The organism is Brevibacillus borstelensis, from assembly GCF_003710865.1.
GTDB classification, from domain to species: Bacteria; Bacillota; Bacilli; order Brevibacillales; family Brevibacillaceae; genus Brevibacillus; species Brevibacillus borstelensis.
Map to the genome: position 1 here is coordinate 216,015 of NZ_RHHO01000033.1, position 23,114 is coordinate 239,128.

Sequence of the window (23,114 nt, forward strand, 5' to 3'; positions counted from 1 at the left end):
GTCTGGCTGTGCGATCAATTACCAAATTTTGCATAAAATTATAAAATTTGGAGGTCATCTGCAATGCGGCCATTCATGTCCGAAGAAACGCTTATGTATTCTACCATGGTAGAGATGCTGCAATCGAGAGCAAACGAGCGACCCAACCAGGAGGCTTACCGCTTTTTGCTCGATGGGGAATTGAACGAAGAGAGCATGACTTTCGCAGAATTGGACCGGCGGGCAAGAGTAATTGGAGCCAAGCTGCAGTACATGCAGGCGGTTGGGGAGCGCGTTCTGCTGCTTTATCAACCGGGGCTTGAGTATATCGCTGCCTTTTTCGGTTGTCTCTATGCAGGAAGTATAGCTGTACCTGCATACCCCCCGACTTCTCCTCGTCTCATACCGAGGATTCATGCCATTGCCATGGATTGTCAGGCAAAAATCGCACTCACGACTTCAAAATTGGCAGCGAATTTCAAAGAGAGTTTTGCCGCGCTCCCGGAAATGAACGGGGTAACGTGGCTGGCTACCGATCAAATAAGCGAGATCAGTGAAAATGATTGGAAGACCCCTGATCTGAATGGGCAATCTCTCGCATTCTTGCAGTATACCTCGGGTTCTACCTCTACTCCAAAAGGAGTGATGGTTCGACACGGAAACCTGCTGCACAATTTATCTGCAATAAAAGAAAGTTTCGGAATTACCCCGGAGGACCGTGGCGTTATCTGGCTGCCGCCTTATCACGATATGGGACTGATTGGTGGAATTCTTGAGCCGTTATACGCAGGCTTCCACACAACACTCATGTCTCCGTTTGATATGATGCAGCGGCCTCTGCGCTGGCTGCAAGCCATTTCCCGTACGGCCGCTTCTGTAAGCGGCGGTCCCAATTTTGCTTACGAACTATGCGTCAAGAGGATTACAGATGAACAGAAAGCCGAACTGGACTTGAGCAGCTGGGAAGTGGCCTTTAACGGCGCGGAACCGATTCGCGAAGAGACGATTGAACGTTTTGCGGAGGCTTTCGCATCTTGCGGATTTAAAAAAGAGGCTTTTTACACGTGCTACGGATTGGCTGAAGGTACGCTGTTCGTCTCCGGTGGAAACCGGTTAACACTTCCGGCCATCCAAAGGTTCGACAAGGAGGCGCTGACGGACAATCGGGTGCTTGAGCAGCCATCATCATCTGACACCGCTACCAGTCAGGCTCTGGTCGGATGCGGACAATCGGTTTCCGATCAAACCGTGTGCATCGTTCATCCGCAGACGCTCAGAAAGTGCGAGGCTGATGAAATCGGCGAGATATGGGTAGCCGGGCGAAGTGTTGCCGGCGGTTACTGGGGGAATGAAGAGCAGACGGCTGCTACGTTTAACGCATATGTGGCGGACAGCGGAGAAGGGCCTTTCCTCCGTACAGGTGACCTCGGGTTTTTGCAAAACGGCGAGCTGTTCGTAACCGGACGATTGAAGGATTTGATCATTATTCGCGGTCGCAACTACTATCCGCAGGACATCGAATTGTCAGCACAGAAGAGCCATTTTGCCTTGCGACCGGAATGCGCGGCATTTTCCGTCCAAGTAAACGGGGAAGAAAGGCTCGTCATTGTTTCCGAGATCGATCGTCATCACCGACAGGTTGACGTCGAAGAAGTAACCAGCTGCATCCGTCAGGCCGTCGCACAGGATCACGGGGTGCAGGTTTACGCGATCCAGCTTGTCCGTTATGGCAGCATTCCGAAAACATCAAGCGGAAAAATACAGCGCCGCTTATGCCGTGAAATTTACCTCCAAGACCGATTCCATGTCATCGGCAGCCACGTATTGGATGACGAACCATTCGAAGAAACGATAGACCCGACGGTGAATCGCGATGCTTTGTTGAGGATGGGACCGGAAGAACTCCAGACGGAACTGAAAGCGTATCTGGGCAATATCATACCGTGCGTCTTGCAAATCTCGTCCTCCCAATACGATGCCGGTCAGCATTTGAGCACGCTGGGAATGGACTCGGCGCGAGCGATGCAGCTCCAGTATACGATTGAAACAGATCTCGGGATCGTCCTGAATCCGACAGAATTGTTTGAGGTGGAAAGCTCGACCAAACTTTCAAAGCTGTTGGCGGAACGCTTGAATGGACATCACCAAGTGATCGCGAATGCGAGCAAGGGTGAAGAGGAGGAGTATTACGTGCCTCTCTCGCGCGGTCAGCAGGCACTTTGGTTTATGCATAAGCTGGCGCCGCACAGCAGTGCGTACAACATCAGCAAAGCGGTCCGCATAAAGGGGCAGATGAATGTTCCCGTACTGATCGAATCGTTCAACGAACTGGTGAGCCGGCATGACGTACTGCGAACAGCGTATCCCGCACTGGAGAACGGACTGCCGCTTGGATACGTGCGCAAAAACATCGAAGCGAACGTGAAAATTGAGGATGCATCCACTTGGGATACGATCACCCTGCATCAACGCATGGAAGAAGAGGCGCACCGACCGTTTGATCTGGAGAAAGGGCCGCTCATGCGCGTGCAGCTCTTTCAAACAGCTCCGGAGGATCACGTTTTGTTGTGGTCGTTCCATCATATTGTGATAGATCTGTGGTCATTTGACCTGTTGTTTTCAGAATGGAGCCAGTTGTATACGAAAAAAGCCGCAGGAGAAAAATCGTACCTCGAGCCGGTATCCGTACGGTTTGCCGATTATGTGCTCTGGCAAGAGAACATGCTTACTGATCGCGAGGGAGCAGATCAATTCGCGTACTGGGAAAAAAGGCTGTCAGGAGAACTTCCGATCCTGAACATGCCAACCGATCATCCGCGGCCGCTTGTTCAGACGTACAATGGGGCTGCCAAAACCATTCGACTGAATGGGCAAACGACAGTTGCATTGAAGCAGCTCAGCAAAACGTACAAAACTACCTTGTATACGGCGCTGTTGGCCAGCTACGCTGTGCTGTTGCACCGTTACGCTGGTCAGGATGACTTGATCATCGGCTCCCCGATGGCAGCCAGATCCCGGTCGGAGCTGGTAAAACTGGTTGGCTATGTAACGAACCCTGTACCGATCAGAGTTGATTTGTCAGGAAATCCGGGCTTTGTCACCTTGTTGAAAAAAGTGCGCGGGATCGTATTAGAGGCGTATGCGCACCAGGATTATCCGTTTGAAGTGCTGGTAGAAAAACTGCAGCAGGAACGGGACGCCAGCCGTTCACCGATCTTCCAGACCGCGTTTGTCATGCAAAATGTGGGCGGCAGTTACAGGAGACTGGCTCCATTGATCGCTGGCGGTCAAAAGGAAGGAATCGAGCTGGGCAACCTTCTTCTGGAACCAGTAGAGCTCAACGAACAGGCAGCTCCATTTGATCTGACGATGACGGTCGTCGAAGTAGGTGATGATCTCTCGATTGAGCTGAAATACAATACCGACCTGTATGAGGAACCAACGATCGATCGTCTGTTAAACAGCTATGCGACGCTGTTGACCGAGATCGCAAATGATCCGACCCAGCAAGTCTCCACGCTTCCGATTCTGTCGGCGGAAGGAAAAACACATCTCCTGGAAATGCACCATCCAGCGGCTGCCTTTCCGAAAGAGCAGTGCATCCATCAATGGTTTGAACGCCAAGCAGCGCTTCATAAAGGAGAAACTGCGGTTGTTTGCGGAGACGAACGGATTACCTACGGTGAATTAAACAGCCGGGCAAACCAATTAGCCCATCATTTGCAACAGGAGGGGATCGGTCCGGATGATCTTGTCGGGATCTCCGTAGAGCGGTCCATCGAGATGATCGTGTGCATTCTCGGTGTGTTAAAAGCTGGCGGAGCATATGTGCCACTTGATCCGGCCTATCCAAGAGAGCGCTTGGAGTTCATGCTGAAAGATTCGGCAGTCCGTATTTTGCTGACCCAGAAGCGACTGTTATCCGATTTGCCAAAGAGCGATGTAAAGACTTTGTGCGTAGATTCCGATTGGGACGCAATCGCTCAAAACAGCAGCGAAAATCCGGCAAGCGGCACAACACCCGATCACCTGGCCTACGTCATCTATACGTCCGGATCGACCGGGAAGCCAAAAGGCGTGCTGATTCCTCATTACCAAGTCATCCGCCTGTTCCAAGCAACAGAACCGTGGTATTCGTTTACGGAGCAGGACGTGTGGACGATGTTCCATTCCTATGCCTTTGATTTCTCCGTTTGGGAAATTTGGGGAGCATTGCTTTACGGCGGACGCCTGGTGATCGTTCCTTATTGGATCAGCCGCTCGCCAGAAGAATTCTATCGATTGCTTGTCAAAGAAAGAGTGACGGTTCTGAACCAAACACCTTCGGCCTTCTCGCAATTGATGAAGGCGGAAGAGACGATCGGCATGTCAGACGATCTCGCTCTGCGCCTGGTGATCTTCGGCGGTGAGGCGCTTGACATTCCGTCGCTTGGTCCCTGGTTTGATCGTCACGGCGACAAACGTCCGCAGTTGGTGAATATGTACGGGATCACGGAAACAACCGTTCACGTCACGTATCGCCCGCTCTCGAAGGCGGACGTGGATAAACAGGCGAGCTTCATCGGGCAGCCGATCCCGGACCTGCGAATCTACATCCTTGATCAGCAGCTTCAGCCTGTGCCGATTGGGGTGGCAGGAGAGATGTTTGTAGGAGGGGCGGGTGTAGCACGGGGGTACCTGAATCGCCCGGAATTGACGAAATCAAGATTTATTGCGAATCCGCACAACGAATCGGAAATCCTGTATCGAACCGGTGATTTGGCTCGTTTCCATGCCAACGGAGACATCGAGTATTTGGGTCGCATCGATCACCAGGTAAAAATCAGGGGATTCCGAATCGAGCTGAATGAAATCGAAGCGGTGATCGCAAAGCATCCCGAGGTACGGGACAATATCGTATTTGCCCGAAATGATTTGCACGGGGAAAAGCATCTGGCAGCGTATGCAGTGGTCGCGCCAGGCAGCTCCCTCGGTTCAGCGGATTTGCGCCGTTTTCTCCAGGAGAGACTTCCCGCTTTTATGGTGCCGTCCTCTTTCTATCTGCTTGATGCACTGCCGATGACAGAGAACGGCAAGGTAGATCGCAAGGCACTGCTTGCTATTTCACCATCAAAACCGGAATCGGAAGCAGTCTATGTGCCGCCTGCCACCGCGGAAGAAGAGATTTTGGTTTCCGTATGGGAAAACATCCTTCACGTACAGAAAATCGGCATCGACGATAACTTCTTTAATCTGGGCGGCGACTCGATCCGCAGCATTGCCATCCTGTCTCAGGCGAGGGAACGCGGGTTGGATTTATCCATACAGGATCTCTTTCAGTATCAAACGATTCGTGAATTGGCTGCAGTTGCGAAACGGGTTCAACAACATGAAGAAAGTACAGGTGGAAAAGAGCCGTTCGGACTGATTTCTGCGGAAGACCGCCTGTTGATTCCGCAACAGGTGGAGGACGCTTATCCGCTGAGCATGACACAAGCGGCATTCGTCTATCACAGCGAGATGTCGTCCGATTATCAGGTCTATCTTTCCAGTTATCGCGTACGCTGCCTATTCGACCAAGCCGCTTTGGAAGAGACCCTGCAGCAAATGGTTCAGCGCCATCACATCTTGCGCACGTCATTTGACATCAGCCATTTCAGTCAGCCGCTTCAATTGGTATACAGAGAAGCTGCCATATCTTTGCACGTAGAAGACCTGCGGCACTTGTCCCATGAGCAGCAGCAGGAACACTTGTCTGCCAGACTGGAGCAAGAGCGGAAAACACCGTTTGATTGGCAGAAACCGGGATTATGCCGTTTTTATGTCTGCCGTTATTCTGATGAAGAGTTCCAGTTGGTGCTGATTGAGCCGTTCCTGGACGGTTGGAGCGTCGTGTCCCTGATCACCGAGCTGCTCACCGATTACGCTGCATGGGTTACGAACGGACAGCGACCCGAGAAAGCGCCTTTGCAGAGCTCCTATCGCGATTTTGTGGAGCTGGAGCAGAAGACGCTGCAATCGGAAAAAGCGCGCCGTTTCTGGAACGAAAAGTTGAGTGACTGCGTAATCACACCTTTATACCGTTGGCCTAAATCTGAAGCCAAACAGGACAACAGCAAAGGCCGCATCTGGGTTCCGCTTTCTGCCAAAGTGAGCGAGGGATTAAGAAATCTGGCCAATACCACAGCCATCCCGTTGAAAAATGTCTTGCTCGCCGGGCACCTCAAGGTGTTGAGCATGCTGACAGGACAGACGGACGTGATCTCCGGTTTGATCGCAAACGGGCGTCTGGAGCATACTGACGGCGATAAAGTGCTCGGAATTTTTCTAAACACACTGCCGCTTCGGGCGGAGCTGTCGCCAGGCACCTGGATCGATCTGGTGAAGACGGCGTTTGATTCTGAACGGGAAATACTGCCCTATCGGCGATGTCCGCTTGTTCAGCTGCAAAAAGAACACAGCTCGGGTCAGCCGTTGTTTGATGTAGTGTTCAACTACACCCATTTCCATATCGCAGAGAGCTTGCACAGCGTGCCAAATGTTGAAATCATCAATGCCGCGCAGTCCGATTACACCTATGTTCCGCTGACAGCGCAATTTACGGTAGACATCAACACGTCACAGGTTTTGTTCGCGCTTGATTTTGAAACGGATGAATTAACCGAAGATCAGGTGGAAACAATCGGACGCTATTATCAAAACGTCCTGGAGGCAATGGCGGAGAATCCGTTAGGCCGTCACGAGATACAATCCTTCCTGACAAAAGAAGAGACGGATAAGCTGTTGGTCGAATGGAACAGCAGGCGTGCGGACTACCCGGTGGACCAACTCTTTCATGCGCTTTTTGCAAAACAGGCAGGAAAGACGCCAGAGAAGCCCGCTGTTGTTTTCGACGGCAAGGAATTGTCTTACGCGGAATTGGAGCGGAAATCCAATCAACTCGCTCGCTTTTTGCAAGCCCGCGGAGTCGAACGTGACGTCTTTGTCGGTTACTTTGGGGAACGCAACCTGGAGTGGGTGATCTCGATCATGGCAATATGGAAGGCCGGTGGCATTTATGTTCCGCTCGATCCTGCCTATCCGAAAGAACGCTTGACGCACATGATCGAAGATGCAGATTTGAAGGTACTGCTTACGTACGATCGCTTGCTTGGCGTGTTTCCAGAGAAGAACAACATTTCCCTATGCTTGGACAGAGACTGGGAGACAATCGCACAAGAGAGCAGCGAGCCGGTAAGCGCGAACGTGAAGCCGGAAGATGTCGCCTACGTCATTTACACATCAGGTTCTACCGGAAAACCAAAAGGCGCGATGGTAGAACACCGAGGAATGGTAAACCATCTCTATGCAAAAATCGATGACCTGGGCATGACAGAGGCGGATCGTGTAGCGCAAAACTCGTCCCAGTGCGTCGACATCTCCGTGTGGCAGTTGTTTGCCGTGATGTTGACCGGAGGCCGTGTTGTGATTTTGAAAGACGAAGTCGCCTTTGACCCGTCACGACAGCTCGATGCAATGGCACACCTCCAATTGACGATTGTGGAAACGGTCCCTTCATTGCTGCGGGCGATGCTGGAAGAGATCGCGTTGCGCGATTTTAAACAACCTGATTTGTCTTCGCTTCGCTGGATGATTCCAAACGGCGAGGTGTTGCCGCCTGAATTGTGCAAAAGATGGCTTGGTTACTACCCGAATGCCTATCTCATCAATGCATACGGACCTACGGAGTGTTCCGATGATGTGTTGCATCACTTTATCAAAGAACCTCCGGGAGAAGAGGTGGCGACAATTCCGATCGGCCGACCCATCGCCAATATGCAGATGTACGTCCTGGATAAAAATAGGCAGCCGGTACCAATTGGGGTAGCTGGAGAGCTGTACATCGGTGGAATTGGGGTGGGGAGGGGCTATCTGAATGCTCCCGAGAAAAACGCCCAGACGTTCCTGGAAAATCCGTTTACGCAGGACGACAACCCTCGACTGTATAAAACCGGTGACCTCGTTCGTTACCGTCCGGATCGTTCTTTGGAGTTTCTGGGACGGATCGACTATCAAGTGAAAATACGCGGTTTCCGTATTGAACTCGGAGAGATAGAGACACTGCTCGGCAAACATCCGGCAATCGAGCATGTAACCGTGGTTGCACGTGAAGACGAACGAGGCGAGAAGCAATTGGTTGCCTATTTCGTTGCCGCAGCGGGCATGAAACCGACGAAAGCGGAGCTGCGCGATTTCCTCTCGCAAGAAATTCCGGAATATATGATCCCGTCGTCGTTTATGCAGCTCGAAGAGTTCCCGCTGACGCTCAATGGAAAAATTGACCGGAAAGCGCTGCCGTCCCCTCTGACAGATGTCGAGGAAGAGCAATTTGTCGCACCGCGTTCAGAACTGGAACAACAGCTTGCTTCGATTTGGGGAGAGGTGCTGGGATATAAGCGAGTGGGTATCCGTGATCACTTCTTTGAGCACGGTGGCCATTCCTTGTTGGCCACACAGTTAATTTCCCGGATTCGCAAAGCGTTTCAGATTGAATTGCCACTCCGGGCATTGTTTGAAGCTCCGACTGTAGAGCAACTGGCCGAGCTGGTTCAACAGGCGCTGGCTCCTCAGAGCGTTCAAACCGAGCTGGCTGATTTGCTCGAGCAGATTGAAAATCTATCAGATGAAGAAGCAGAGGCTTTGTTGAGCCAGTTGAAAGAAAAGTAAATCCATTGCGTATGCGATGCCGGAGGTGCCAGGATGCGTTTGGAATCAAAAGGCAATGATCGCTTGGCTGAACTATCCCCAGCTAAACGAGCTCTACTCGAAAAAATGTTGGAAAGCAAACGACGTGAAAATTCTGCGGGCGAACGAATTCCTGTTCGCCCGCAGGAAAACGCCATTCCGCTATCATTTGCCCAGCAGCGGCTGTGGTTTCTGGATCAATATGAACCGGAAAGTCCAGTCTATAATCTTTGCTACGCGATCCGTCTGACAGGCAACCTTTGGATACCGATTCTGGAGCGATGCTTTCAGGAGATTCTTGATCGTCATGAGGTATTGCGGACGACTTATTCCGTTGTGGATGGAGAGCCGATACAGGTGATCAATCCGCCTGTTCCGGTGAAGATACCGGTGAAATCCCTTGGAGCCTTGTCCGAACAGGAAAAAGAAGCAGAAGTACAGCGGCTGGCTCGGGAGGAAGCGCAAAAGTGCTTTCACCTGACGGAAGATTCCATGCTGCGAACGACCCTTCTGCGCCTTCATGAGACGGAGCACATTCTGCTTGTTACCATTCATCATATCGCTGCAGACGGGTGGTCTCTGGGTGTTCTCGTTCATGAGATGATGCAGCTCTACACTGCCTTTTATCATGAGCAGGCTTCACCTTTAACACCTTTGCCGATTCAATATGCCGACTTCGCCCATTGGCAACGGGAGTGGGCAAACAGGCAGGAATTTCAAAGACAATTGGATTTCTGGAAACAAAAACTGTCGGGAAGCTTGCCCGTTTTGCAACTTCCGACAGACAGACCACGCCCGACCATACAGACGTTTCGAGGTGCTGTTGAACGCTTTTCCCTGTCGCACGAGCTTGCCCACTCTCTCCGGGATATAAGCGCGCAGTCGGGGACGACGTTGTTTATGACATTGCTCGCGGCGTTTAAGACTTTGTTATTCCGCTATACGCAACAGGACGACATCCTGGTCGGCACTCCGATCGCCAATCGAAACAGGAGTGACATCGAAGGATTGATCGGCTTTTTTGTAAACACGCTTGTCATGCGGAGTCAACCGTCCGGAACAGCAACCTTTCGCGAATACCTTGCCCAGATACGCGACGTCGCTCTGGAAGCGTATGCCCATCAGGACGTGCCGTTTGAGAAGCTGGTAGCGGACATTTTACCCAGCCGCCTTTTGAGTCATTCTCCCTTGTTTCAAGTGATGTTCATCTTGCAAAACGCGCCGATGTCCGAGATGAAGCTGCCCGAGCTTGACGTGGAACACTTCATTCTGGATAGCGGAACGACGAAGTTCGATTTGACTTTTTCCTTTACAGAAACAGCAAACGGATTGAACGGATCAGTTGAATACAATGTCGACTTGTTTGAAAAGAAGACCATTGAGCGAATGATCCGTCATTTTGAAACACTGCTGATAAGTATCGCAAGCAACCCGGAGCAAACGTTATCCCAGTTGGGCATCCTGCCGGATTCAGAGCGGCGAACAGTGCTGGAGGAGTGGAATCGGACAGAGAACCGAGAGCTACAAGATCCGGGGTGCACCCATGAAATGGTTGAGCGGCAGGCGGTGAAAACGCCAGATGCGATTGCCGTGGAGGACGAAACGAGACAGCTCACCTACGACGAGGTGAACCAGCGTGCCAATCAACTGGCCCATTACCTGCAAAAGTCGGGTGTTCGGCCGGATTCACTCGTAGGGATATGCTTGAATCGCTCAGTCGATACGGTTGTGGCCGTGCTTGCGGTGCTGAAGGCCGGGGGAGCCTATGTCCCGATCGACCCTGCCTATCCCGCTGACCGAATTGCCTACATGCTGGAAGACAGCCGGGTGTCTATCCTCATCTCGCAACACAGAATTGCGCATGAGCTGCCGGCCTATGACGGCCAATGCGTTCTCATCGATACGGACTGGGCAGCAATCGCACAACAGAGTGATTCCAATCCGCACTGCTTGGTGAAGCCTGAAAACCTGGCTTATGTGATTTACACATCGGGTTCGACCGGCAAGCCAAAAGGTGTGATGATGGCACATAAACCGCTCGTCAACCTGTTGTTGTGGCAGATGAAATCGTTCCAAGACCCGAAGCCGGCCAGAACGCTGCAGTTTGCTCCCCTCAGTTTTGACGTCTCTTTTCAGGAAATCTTCTCAACGTTATGCTCGGGCGGCACCCTTCTGATGTCGGAAGAAGTGCGGCAGGATCCGGTAAAGCTGTTGAAGTTTTTATCCGGGCAGAAAGTGGAGCGGCTGTTTCTTCCCTTTGTCGCACTGCAACAACTGGCAGAGTCGGCCAATGTCCGAGAGACGGTACCTGAGCGGCTCCGCGAAATCATCACCGCTGGCGAGCAATTGCAAATCTCCCGGCATATTAGCGGCTGGCTTGGAAAAATGAAAGGGTGCCGTTTGTACAACCACTACGGACCATCGGAAAGCCATGTGGTAACCAGCTACACCTTGCAGGGAGAACCGGAGGAGTGGCCTGTCCTGCCGCCAATTGGACGGCCGATTGACAACGTACAAATTTACCTGCTCGACCAGCATCTGCAGCCTGTGCCGATTGGCGTGCAGGGAGAGCTGTATATCGGTGGCACGGCACTCGCCCGTGGCTATTTGAACAGACCCGATCTAACCCTTGAAAAATTTGTTCCACACCCGTTTTCTACCGATCAGACGGAGCGCTTGTATCGCACAGGCGATGTAGCCCGCTTTTTGCCGGATGGGACGATTGAGTATATCGGCCGGATCGATCACCAGGTAAAGGTGCGCGGCTTCCGAATTGAGCTGGGAGAAATTGAAGCAACGCTTGGACAGCATCCGCAGATCAGGGAGACAGCCGTGGTTGTACGAGAGGATGTTCCAGGCGACAGGCGTCTGGTCGCTTATGTCGTGACCGAAGCAGGTGCTTCCTATTCCACCAAGGAACTTCGCGGATTTCTGCAAAAGCGGCTGCCGGAATACATGATTCCCGGCACTTATGTGCAGTTGGAGGCTCTTCCACTGTCGCCAAACGGAAAGATCGACCGGCGTGCACTGCCTGTTCCTGATTACGCAAATAGGAGCATGGAGCGAGAGTACGTACCCCCTTCGACACCGGAAGAAGCATGCGTGGCCAAGATCTGGAGCGAAGTGCTGCGTACAGAGCCGATCGGTCTTGGCGATAACTTTTTTGAATTGGGCGGTCACTCGCTGCTCGCCACACAAGTGATCTCAAGACTAAACCATGCATTCCGGATGGATATTCCGCTGAAGACATTGTTTGAAGCTCCTACCGTCCGCGCCTTGGCTGAGTCCATTGCCCACGCCCGGCAAAAACGGCAGGAAAATGATGCACCCCCGATCCAGCCGGCGCCGCGTGAACAGGAAATGCCGCTTTCGTTTGCCCAGGAGAGGCTATGGTTTTTTGAGCAGTTTGAGCCGGGGACGGCCACGTACAACATTCCGGGAGCAATTCGCTTGGTTGGTGTGCTCGATGTTCATGCATTGGAGCGCAGCTTTGCAGAAATCGTGCGCAGACATGAATCACTTCGTACCGTTTTTTCGGCATCAAATGGCAGACCGATTCAAACCGTCCTCCGGGAAATGAAAATTCCATTGGTGACAGTCGACTTGCAACAGCTTCCGGCCGACCGTCGGGAGAGTGCCTTGCGTGAGCTGATCAAAACAGAAGCGGCGCTGCCATTTGACATCACGCAGGGGCCACTGCTTCGTACCACTCTTGCAAAGCTGGGGGAGACCGAGCACGTTCTGCTGATCACCATGCATCACATCATTTCCGACGGGTGGTCTCTCGGTGTATTCATTCGTGAAATGGCGGTACTCTATGACGCGTTTTGCAATCAGGCCTCTTCACCGCTGCCGGACCTCGATCTGCACTACGCCGATTTTGCCTATTGGCAGCGGCAGTATCTGCAGGGAGAAGAATTGGAAAAACAACTTGCCTATTGGAAAGGAGTCTTCCAACAGGAGCCTCCCGTCCTGCAGCTTCCGACCGACCGGCCTCGCCCGGCATCGCAAACATTTAACGGAGACGCCCAGCGCTTCGTTTTGGGAAAACAACTGACCGATGCACTCAAGACACTGTCTGTCCAGTCCGGAGCGACCTTGTACATGACCCTTCTTGCCGGTTTTAAAACGTTGCTGCACCGCTACAGCGGGCAGGAAGACATTGCAGTGGGTTCTCCGATCGCAAACCGGAATCGGAGCGAGTTGGAAGGGATGATTGGTTTTTTTGTCAATACACTGGTGATTCGCAGTCAGCCAAACAGTGTGATATCGTTCCGTGAATACCTGGACCAGGTGCGTGAGGCAGCCGTCGGTGCTTTCGCCCACCAGGACCTCCCGTTCGAGCGGTTGGTAGCGGAGCTCGTACCGCAACGAAACAGGAGTGCCTCCCCGCTGTTTCAGGTGCTGTTCGTATTGCAAAATACGCTTGCATCAGACTTGGCATTGCCGGGACTGACAATGGAGCAACTAGATGCTGAAAGCGGAACTGCAAAATTTGACCTGACCCTCTCCATGCGGGAATCAGGTGATGAACTGATCGGCTATCTCGAATACAACACTGACCTGTTCAACCCAGATACAATTGCTCGCTTGATTGGACATTTTGAAACGCTGCTCGGGTCTATTGTCCAAAATCCGGACTACAAGCTTCACGAGCTGCCGCTGCTTACAGACAAGGAACGCCACCAATTGTTAATGGAGTGGAATCAGACACAGACGGACTATCCATCTCTTAGTTCGATCCAGCAGGTATTTGCCGAGCAGGTTGCCAAGGCTCCTGACGCAATCGCACTTGTCTGTCAAACAGAACAAGTAACTTATGATGAGATAAACCGCCGTGCCAATCAACTCGCCCGCCACCTCGTGAAGCTGGGTGTCACAAGGGGAGAGTTGGTCGCGGTCTGCATGGATCGTTCCATCGATCTGATCGTCGCATTTTTGGCTATTCTCAAAGCGGGAGCAGCTTTCTTGCCGCTAGACCCTACTTATCCGAAAGAACGCCTGGCCTACATGCTGGAGGACGCACGCGCATCCGTTTTGATCACGGGTGGGAAAAGGGAGGATGTTCTGCCTTGGCAGCATCTTCGCGTGATTGACCTTGATCGAGACAGGCAGCAGATTGCCAGCGAAAGAGAGGGAGACATCGATACCGGCACAACTGCTGACGATCTAGCCTACGTCATGTATACGTCGGGCTCTACGGGCAAACCGAAAGGAGTTTGCATCCCTCATCGCGGAGTCATTCGCTTGGTGAAGGGGAACGGCTATGCCTCTTTTTCGCCGGAAGAAGTCTTTCTGCAATTTTCTCCCGTTTCATTTGATGCGTCCACGTTTGAAATCTGGGGCAGTCTCTTGAACGGCGCCCGCCTGGTCCTGTACCCAGGCAGCAAAGCGTCTCTGGAGGAATTAGGAAAAACGCTGCGGGAGCATCGGGTTACGACCTTATGGCTGACGGCGGGGCTGTTTCACCAGATGGTTGACCAGCGTCTGGATGATCTCATCCATGTAAAACAACTGTTGGCCGGAGGAGACGTCTTGTCCGTCTCTCACGTGAAAAAGGTACTGGAACACCTGCCCGGCATTAAGCTGATCAATGGATATGGACCTACGGAAAACACGACGTTTACCTGCTGCTATCCAGTGACAGACGGGAGTTTGGTTCAAGGATCGGTTTCGATTGGAAGGCCGATCGCCAATACGCGCGTATACATTTTGGATTCGTATCTTCAGCCGGTTCCGGTGGGAGTAACAGGCGAGCTCTACATCGGCGGAGACGGCTTGGCCAAAGGGTACCTCAATCAACCGGAGCTTACCTCAGAGCGATTTGTTTCCCATTCGTTCGATGCAAATATGGATACCCGTTTATACAAAACGGGCGATCTTGCTTGCTATCGCCCGGACGGAAACATCGAATTTCTCGGGCGGGCAGACCAGCAAGTGAAAATTCGGGGGTTCCGAATTGAATTGGGAGAAATAGAAGCTGTCTTGGATCAACACCCCGCTGTGCAGGAGAGTGTCGTCCAGGTATGGCAGGGAGAGAATGCCGATAAGCGACTGGTGGCTTATTTGGCTATTCCGCAAGAACCAAAGCCGGGCGTTGGCGAACTGCGTGCCTATCTCCAGAGCAGAGTGCCTGAACATATGATTCCTTCCTTGTTTGTTCTACTGGACGCTTTTCCGCTAACGTCAAACGGCAAAGTGGACAGAAAATCACTGCCGGCCCCTGATGAATCACAATTCGCACGGGATCGGGAATGGGTTGGTCCGCGTACACCTGCCGAACAGTCCCTGGCGGAGATTTGGTCGGAAGTGCTGGGCGTCCAACGAATAGGGGTTCATGACAATTTCTTTGAAATCGGCGGCCACTCCCTTTTGGCGACGCAAGTCATTTCGCGGATATCCTCCCATTTTGGGGTTGAGGTCTCTCTGCGAACGTTTTTTGAACAACCCATCATCGAACATCTCGCTGCCCTTGTCGATAACCGTGATCGTTCAGATCGACGGATTCCACTGAGGCCGCTGCACTCACCCGCAAGGGAACTGGCCCCGCTTTCCTTTACCCAGGAGAGGGTATGGTTTTTTGAACAGATGGAACCGGGAACCGGCGTTTATCACATTCCAGGGGCGATTCGGCTGAGTGGGCAGCTTGACATTTTTGCATTGCAACGGGCCTTTGGGGAAATTGTTCAACGTCATGAAGCGCTGCGGACGACATTTGTCGAGGCAGATGGTCACCCGATGCAGAAGATTCATCCCACGATGAATATTTCTGTACCATTTTCCGATTTGCGAAACCTTCCGGAGGAGTTGCGAAATAGGGAAGTGGAGCGGCTGGCCAGTGAGGAAGCGGAACGTCCATTTGACCTGGCTGCCGGGCCGCTGGCACGGTTTCGACTGCTCCAGCTAGAGGATCGGGAATACGTGCTGTTGTTTGCCTTGCACCATATCATTTCCGACGGCTGGTCCATCGACATCCTTTTCCGTGAATTCGGTGCACTGTACGAATCTTGCGTAACGCGCAAAAAACATGCTCTTCCCGAGATGACGATGCAATACGCCGATTATTCCGAATGGCAGCGGGATTGGCTGCAAAGCGAAGAACGCAAACGGCAGCTCCACTACTGGAAAGGCAAGCTGGGCGGGCATCTTCCGGTCCTGCAGCTCCCGACAGATCGGCCGCGGCCGGCGGTTCAGACGTTCCGGGGGGCATCTGAATCATTTACATTGTCAAAAGAGTTCACGGATACACTCAGTGCGATCAGCCAACGGGAAGGTGCGACTCTGTTCATGACACTGTTGGCGGCATTCAAGACGCTGCTCTATCGTTACTCGGGCCAGCATGACATCCTGGTAGGGACGCCAATTGCCAACAGGATGAATCGCGATTGCGAGAGTGTTATCGGATTTTTTGCCAATACGCTTGTATTGCGATCGGATTTGTCCCATGAATTGTCCTTCACACAGTTGCTGGCCCAAGTCAAACAAACGTCCATCGATGCCTACGCCAATCAAGAATTGCCGTTTGAGAAACTGGTGGAGGAGCTCCAACCGGAGCGTACTTTGAGCCACTCGCCTCTGTTCCAGGTGATGTTTGTGCTGCGGAACACGCCGAAGACGGATGTCGTCCTACCAAACCTTGCGTTTGTTCCTGTTCAGGCGGAGACGCGGGTCAGCAAGTTTGACATCACCTTGTTCATGGAACAGACGGATCAAGGGTTGACCGGCAGCTTCGAATACAATACCGATCTCTTTGACGCAAGCACGATTCAACGCATGATTGGCCACTACCAAACACTGTTGGAAGGCATTGCTATGGAACCTGGCTGCCAGATTTCCAAATTGCCGCTTTTGACCGCGACAGAGCGTCATCAGCTGTTGGTTGAGTGGAACGATACAAAGGCGGAGTATCCGGAAGACATGTGTTTTCACCAGCTGTTTGAAGAACAGGTGGAAAAGACGCCCGACGAGGTAGCAGTCGTCTGCGGAGATGTGCGGTGGACGTACAGGGAATTGAATCGGCGGGCCAATATGCTAGCCCGCTATTTGCAAAAAAACGGTGTTGGACCGGAGCAGCTCGTTGGGATCTGCCTGGAACGCTCCGCGGAGCTGGTCTTGGCCATCCTTGGCATTCACAAGGCGGGAGGCGCCTATGTACCGATTGATCCGGGGTATCCGAAGGAGAGAATCTCGTTTATCGTGAGCGATGCGAAACCGTCGCTGTTGTTGACACAAGAGCGGTTGTGCAGCGTTCTGGAGCCGGGAGAAACAACCGTGATCAATCTGGATGCGGATTGGGACATCGTGCAGCAAGAGAGCGACAGCAACCCGGTTTGCATCGCAACGCCGGAAAATCTGGCCTATGTAATTTATACTTCGGGTTCAACGGGAACGCCGAAGGGAGCCCTAATCATTCATCGGGGACTGGTCAATTATTTGCACTGGTGCAAAAAGGCATATCCGGCAGAAGAGGGCACGGGTGCTCCTGTTCACTCGTCCGTTGCCTTCGATTTGACCATCACGAGCATGTTTGTGCCACTGATCGCGGGAAGAACCGTGATGATGCTCCCCGAGACGGCGGGAGTTGAGGGATTAGGGAATCTCCTGAAGGAATCGGAAAACTTCAGTTTGGTGAAAATCACACCGGCTCATATTCAGCTCCTCAATCAACAGCTATCGCCTGACCATGTAAAAACATGCACCAGATCGCTCGTCATCGGGGGAGAGAACTTATTGGCAGAGACAGTTGCCTTGTGGCGCAGGCATGCCCCGGGGACCGCACTGTTTAACGAATACGGTCCGACAGAAACCGTAGTAGGTTGTATCGTTTATCAAATACCGGAGAATATGGCGGCTACCGAATCGGTTCCGATCGGTCGTCCGATCGACAACATGCGCGTGTATTTGTTGGATTCAAACATGCAGCCCGTACCCATTGGCGTTCCAGGAGAAATTTATATCGGTGGAGCGGGCGTGGCACGTGGGTACCTCAATCGCCCCGAGTTGACGGCTGAGCGATTCATCGAGGACCCGTTCTACCCAGAACAAGGTTCGCGTCTTTACAAGACAGGGGACTTGGCTCGCTATCTGCCGGATGGCACTCTGGAATATTTGGGGCGTACGGACCACCAGGTGAAAGTGCGCGGATATCGGATAGAACTCGGAGAAATTGAAGGGGTGCTGAGTCAGCATCCCGCTGTAAAAGACAACGTCATTGCCGTGATGGCTGACGGCAGCGGAGAGAAAAGCTTGGTTGCCTACGTGGTGATGAACCCGGACACCCGATCTGCCCATGTGGAACTGCGGGCGTATTTACAGGAAAAACTGCCTGTGTACATGGTTCCCTCCCATTTTGTCACGCTGGATGAATTGCCATTGACGAGCAACGGAAAAGTTGATCGGAATGCCTTGCCTTTACCGGAAAGAAGCGGGACGGAGCTGGAGAGCAGCTACATGGCTCCACGAAATCCGGTGGAAGCAAAACTGGTCACGATCTGGGAAGAGCTGCTGTCGGTAAGCCCGATTGGCGTGTACGACAACTTCTTCCGCCTGGGAGGCCATTCGTTATTGGCGGTCAGGTTGTTTGCGCGAATAAAGGAGGAGTTCCATCAGAACGTCCCGTTGTCCGTTCTTTTTAAAGATCCTACGATCGCCCACCTGGCGCAAATGATCAGCCAGTCAAAAACAGAAATAGGCCATTCTTCGCTTGTTACCATACAGCCCAACGGTTCGCATCTGCCTTTCTTCTGCGTCCATCCGATTGGCGGAGGTGTCTTCTGCTATCAGCGTTTATCCGGTTTGCTAGGCAGTGAACAGCCGTTTTACGGATTACAGTCCAGGGGCCTTGCAGATGATCAGGAGCCGTTAAGCAGTGTGGAAGAGATGGCGATCCATTATCTGGAACAGATTCGATCGGTTCAAAAAAGCGGGCCGTACGTTCTCGCAGGCTGGTCATTTGGAGGAATTGTTGCGTATGAGATGGCGTATCAACTGCGGGAGGCGGGAGAACAAATCGCTGCCTTGATCTTGATGGACAGCTTTGCCCAAGCATACCGCAAAGACGCTGTACATGATCAGGTTACCGTGCTTGCAATGTTTGTCCAAGATTTGCTGGGCATAACAGCAAAAGAGATCCCCGGCTGGTTCCAATCGTTGCGCGATATTCCGATAGAACAGGCGATCCATACGTTGATGAACACCCTGATTGAACAGGAACTGCTGGGACAAAGCACATCATTTGAAGAGTTCGCGAGACTTTTTCGAGTATTCCAAGCCAACTGGACGGCCTACCGCCACTACGTGCCGAAGTCTTCCGGGCAGCCTATCATTCTCTTTACATCAGGCGACCGGGATGAGGGAGTCACCGGTATTTACAGCAGCCCGTCGAACGGGTGGGAAGAGGTGACAAACGGTGAAATAGAGATTCACGAACTCCCCGGCAATCATTTCACCATCCTGCAATCGCCCGGCGTTGAACAGATTGCCCAATCCATTGCAACTACAATGCGGAGAATCCATGATCGGAACTGGCTGCCAATGAACAGGTGATCGCCGTTGTCCATTCTTTCCCTCGTCGGGAGGAGGTAAGTGCACGATGAAGCAAGATCTTTCAGAAGAGATGACGTCCACCGGAAGAATCGGATGGTTGGAACGAAAATTACGAATACAGTCCAGGTATAAACAGGTAGAAGCCTTGCTAATTTCGGTGGGGGGGTAAATCGTCCATATGAGTTTTTACACGCAAAGCAATCCAGTCAAACATTCACTGGAACCCAAGATGTTAGGGAGAGGCAGTTCATATGGTACGTTCGGCGAGTTATTGCAGGGCGTTTTGGAGGAAGACAATTCAGATTTTCTCGTTACCTTTCCGATCAATCGTTATGCCCATGCATTGTTTGTTCCCGAGCCGGAAAGCGACACCGTATCTGTTTATCCGTCACACAAGCAGAAATCACGCAGACTGGCAGAGATTATTCTGGACCATTTTTCATTGCCAAAGGGAGCCACATTAAAAATCTCCGGCAACATTCCCGTCGGCAAAGGATTGGCCAGCTCTTCTGCTGATCTGGTGGCGACGGCCAGAGCGATAACCGACTGCTATTCCCTCCATCTGCCTGTGACACTCCTCGAAATGCTCATTCGGCAGATCGAACCCACCGACGGTGTGATGTATCCGGGAGTGGTTTCCTTTTACCACCGGAGGGTACAGCTTCGCGAGTCAATCGGTGAGCTTTCGCCGCTTACCATCGTCAGCATTGACGAGGGGGGCGAAGTGGATACCGTTGAGTTTAACAAGCTGCCAAAACCGTTTACAGCAGCAGAAAGACAGAAGTATCAAAGCCTTCTGGATACCATCACCATCGCCATTCGGCAAAATGATCTGGCTTCCGTGGGGAAAGTATCGACAGAAAGTGCGCTTCTTAACCAGAAACTTCGGCCCAAGAGGACGCTTGATGCCATGCTGAGCATCTGCGAAGAAATCGATGCGCTTGGCGTTTGTGTAGCGCATAGTGGTACCTGCCTCGGACTTCTGCTGTCACCTGAGAGCAGCCGCTATCAGGAGCAATTGACAGCGGCCGGCGCACTTCTGGAGAAAGTGGCCGGCGAAGTGATGTTTTATCAGTCGTGGTCTTATAAGGAAGGATGGGACAATCATGCTGCGTTCAACGATTATTGATGCTATCGGACAAACGCCGTTAGTGAAACTTCGCCTGGACGAAAATGCGATAGGCCCGGTATACGCAAAGCTGGAAATGATGAATCTGTTCGGGATGAAGGACCGGGTGGCAAAAAAGATTATTTTGGAGGCAAAACGGGACGGAATTCTGCCTGACGGGGCTCCGATTATTGAAAGCTCCTCCGGAACAATGGCCTTGGGTGTCGCTCTCGTAGGAACGTATCTGGGACACCCCGTTCATATCGTGACCGATCCGCGAATCGATTTGATCACCCTTCGAAAACTGGAATCGCTCGGATGCCAGATTCATGTTGTGGAAAAGATGACCGGCCGGGGTTGGCAAAGTGCCCGCCTGGAACGGCTGCATGACCTGTTGGAACAATATCCGGGAGCCTTTTGGCCCCGCCAGTACGAAAATCCCAACAATCCGCTGGCGTACGCGGCATTGGCGAAGGAATTGCTTGATGACATTGGCAGAGTGGACATTCTCGTCGCCTCCGTTGGCAGCGGCGGTTCCTTGTGCGGAACTGCCCAAGAGCTGCTCAAGTACAATCCGGAACTGCGGGTAGTGGCCGTCGATTCCGTCGGCAGCGTCATTTTCGGTCAGCCGGATAATCCGAAGCGGCTGCAGAGCGGATTGGGCAACAGTCTGGTGGCGCCCAATGTTAATCACGAACTGGTTGACGAAGTTCACTGGCTCAGCGACGAGCAGGCCTTCACTGCGACGCTGGAGCTGGCCAAACACGAAAAGGTCTTTGCCGGAAACAGCTCTGGTTCCGTATATGCGGTGGCCCGCTGGCTGAGCAGCCAAGTATCGCCGGAAACAAACATCGTGGGGATATTTCCCGATCGGGGAGACCGTTACTTTCAAACCATTTACGATGAACAATATCGTCGGGATAAGGACATCAACTCATCCGTACCGCTTTCTCAACCGGCCAAGGTATCGTATCAGAGCGTGGTGACCTCCTGGTCGTACGCAGCGGTCAAAAGGGGGAACAGACGTGAAAAAGCTCCTGCTCTTCGTTGAGTCAAATACGACAGGTACGGGCATGATTGCTCTGAAAAAGGCGCAAGAGCGGGGCTTTTCCCCCGTTTTTTTAACAAGCAAGCCGGAGAGGTATGCGGGTCTGGCGGAAACGGGATGCAGGGTTCTCGTATGTGACACCAATTCCTTGGACGCATTGCGAACCACGATTAAAAAAGAGCTACCCGCAGACCAGATAGCCGGGATTATGACGACAAGCGAATTTTACCTCGTCACGGTTGCGACGCTAGCAGAAGAGTACGGTTTGCCCGGCAATCCGCCGGAAGCCATGCTTGTTTGTCGCAACAAGGCGCAAACCCGGTTGCGATTGGCAAAAGCCAATGTGGCTCAGCCGCGATTTGCGATTATTCGTACAGCCAAGGAAATCCCTGAAACGGTGAAGGCGATCGGTCTGCCGTGTGTAGTAAAACCTACCGATGACAGCGGTTCAAACGATGTAAAGCTGTGCAGCGGTTTCCTGCTATCTGGCAAAGAAGGTACGTTGCAAAAAGTAGAAGGGGTTGAGGAGGTCCGCAGCATGCCAGGCATACGGAATGTGACGATTTCCGCAAGAGCGGGAGATCGGGTGTATATACCGCAAAATGCGTACCATCGCTTGGGGTATGTAATAGCTTCCGGCGGTACATATGCGCAGACCGAGTATCGTTTACAAGAAGCGGTAGACAACATCGTGGTTACCGTGAAGGAACAGGTGGAAGCGAGTTGGAGATGATGATGAGAAAGGGAAAACTATTTATGCTTCCTTACGCAGGGGGAAGTGCATCTGTATATTTGAGCTGGAAAAAACACCTGCCTGCGGAAGTCGAACTCATTCCCATGGAGCTGCCAGGCCGAGGAAAACGCTATAAGGAGCCCCTTATTGATTCCGTGCAGAATATGATCCCAGTTTTACTGGAAGATATCACATCACATGAATTATCCACTTCATACGCCATTTTCGGGCACAGCATGGGAAATCTACTCGCACTGGAGTTGGCCAGAGAGCTGGCGAAACAAGACCACCCCTTGCCTGCTGCATTATTTTTATCCGGCAGAAATCCCCCGCATGTGAAGAGCAATTTTTTACGACATGTTTTGTCTGAGCAAGAGCTGGTGCAAGAGATCCTAAAATTGGGGGGGACTCCGCCAGAATTAATGGAAAACCGCGAATGGCTTGAACTGTTTTTGCCGATTATCCGCTCCGATTATAAGCTAGTAGAGACCTACCAATTCAAATGGGATGCACCTCTCGATTGTCCTTTCATGATCTTCAACGGAAAACAGGACCTGCTTATTGATGCGGGGCAAATCGAAGAATGGAGCCGATTTACATCGAGGGAGTATTCTGCTGCTTGGTTTGAGGGAGATCATTTTTATATCCATGACCAGGCGGAGGAAATATGTCGGCAAATGGTGCGGCATCTCGGTACCCCCACATCTCCTCTGCACTGACAATCGAATGGAAAATGGGCCAATTTGGTGGCCCCAGGCTGTCGAGAGAGTCTCGGCAGCTTTTTTTATGCCCGTGATGCAATCAGGTGTGAAAACAAAAAGTGACGGGATAGTTGTGCAAAGAGACGGGACAGTTATGCCCGCTTCTAGTTTGAAAAAGCTATGCAAACATACAAAACTCATATGCAAATGTGCATAAACGCAAGTGCATCCTGTTGTGATGCGCTTTTTGTTCGTCGCTTGAAAAGAGGTGACGCGTTCGGATTATGCGTTTTTACA

The 23,114-nt window shown here is 52.1% G+C and carries 6 protein-coding genes; all 6 read left to right on the plus strand.

Features of this window, described 5'->3' with window-relative positions:
* The first annotated feature begins 63 nt into the window (after positions 1-63).
* The 6 genes from EDM54_RS17030 to EDM54_RS17055 all read left to right on the plus strand — a co-directional run bounded on the left by EDM54_RS17030 (position 64) and on the right by EDM54_RS17055 (position 22,835).
* Positions 64-8,664, plus strand: coding sequence for a non-ribosomal peptide synthetase (locus tag EDM54_RS17030; RefSeq protein WP_122958503.1), 8,601 nt, complete (start codon positions 64-66; stop codon positions 8,662-8,664).
* A gap of 33 nt (positions 8,665-8,697) precedes the next feature.
* Positions 8,698-19,227: a non-ribosomal peptide synthetase gene (locus EDM54_RS17035; RefSeq protein ID WP_122958504.1), complete on the plus strand. Its 10,530-nt coding sequence runs from the start codon at positions 8,698-8,700 to the stop codon at positions 19,225-19,227.
* A 178-nt stretch (positions 19,228-19,405) separates the two neighbouring features.
* Positions 19,406-20,356 carry a GHMP family kinase ATP-binding protein gene (locus tag EDM54_RS17040; RefSeq protein WP_031931897.1) on the plus strand — a complete coding sequence of 317 codons (951 nt, stop codon included), beginning with the start codon at positions 19,406-19,408 and terminating at the stop codon, positions 20,354-20,356.
* Positions 20,334-21,386: a cysteine synthase family protein gene (locus EDM54_RS17045; RefSeq protein WP_003389549.1), complete on the plus strand. Its 1,053-nt coding sequence runs from the start codon at positions 20,334-20,336 to the stop codon at positions 21,384-21,386. The genes EDM54_RS17040 and EDM54_RS17045 overlap by 23 nt, the downstream gene beginning before the upstream one ends.
* Complete coding sequence (locus EDM54_RS17050; RefSeq protein WP_051925349.1) at positions 21,361-22,116, plus strand: hypothetical protein; 756 nt, start codon at positions 21,361-21,363, stop codon at positions 22,114-22,116. Before EDM54_RS17045 ends, EDM54_RS17050 begins: the two co-directional genes overlap by 26 nt.
* Positions 22,113-22,835: a thioesterase II family protein gene (locus tag EDM54_RS17055; protein ID WP_238986187.1), complete on the plus strand. Its 723-nt coding sequence runs from the start codon at positions 22,113-22,115 to the stop codon at positions 22,833-22,835. The genes EDM54_RS17050 and EDM54_RS17055 overlap by 4 nt, the downstream gene beginning before the upstream one ends.
* Positions 22,836-23,114 lie beyond the last annotated feature (279 nt).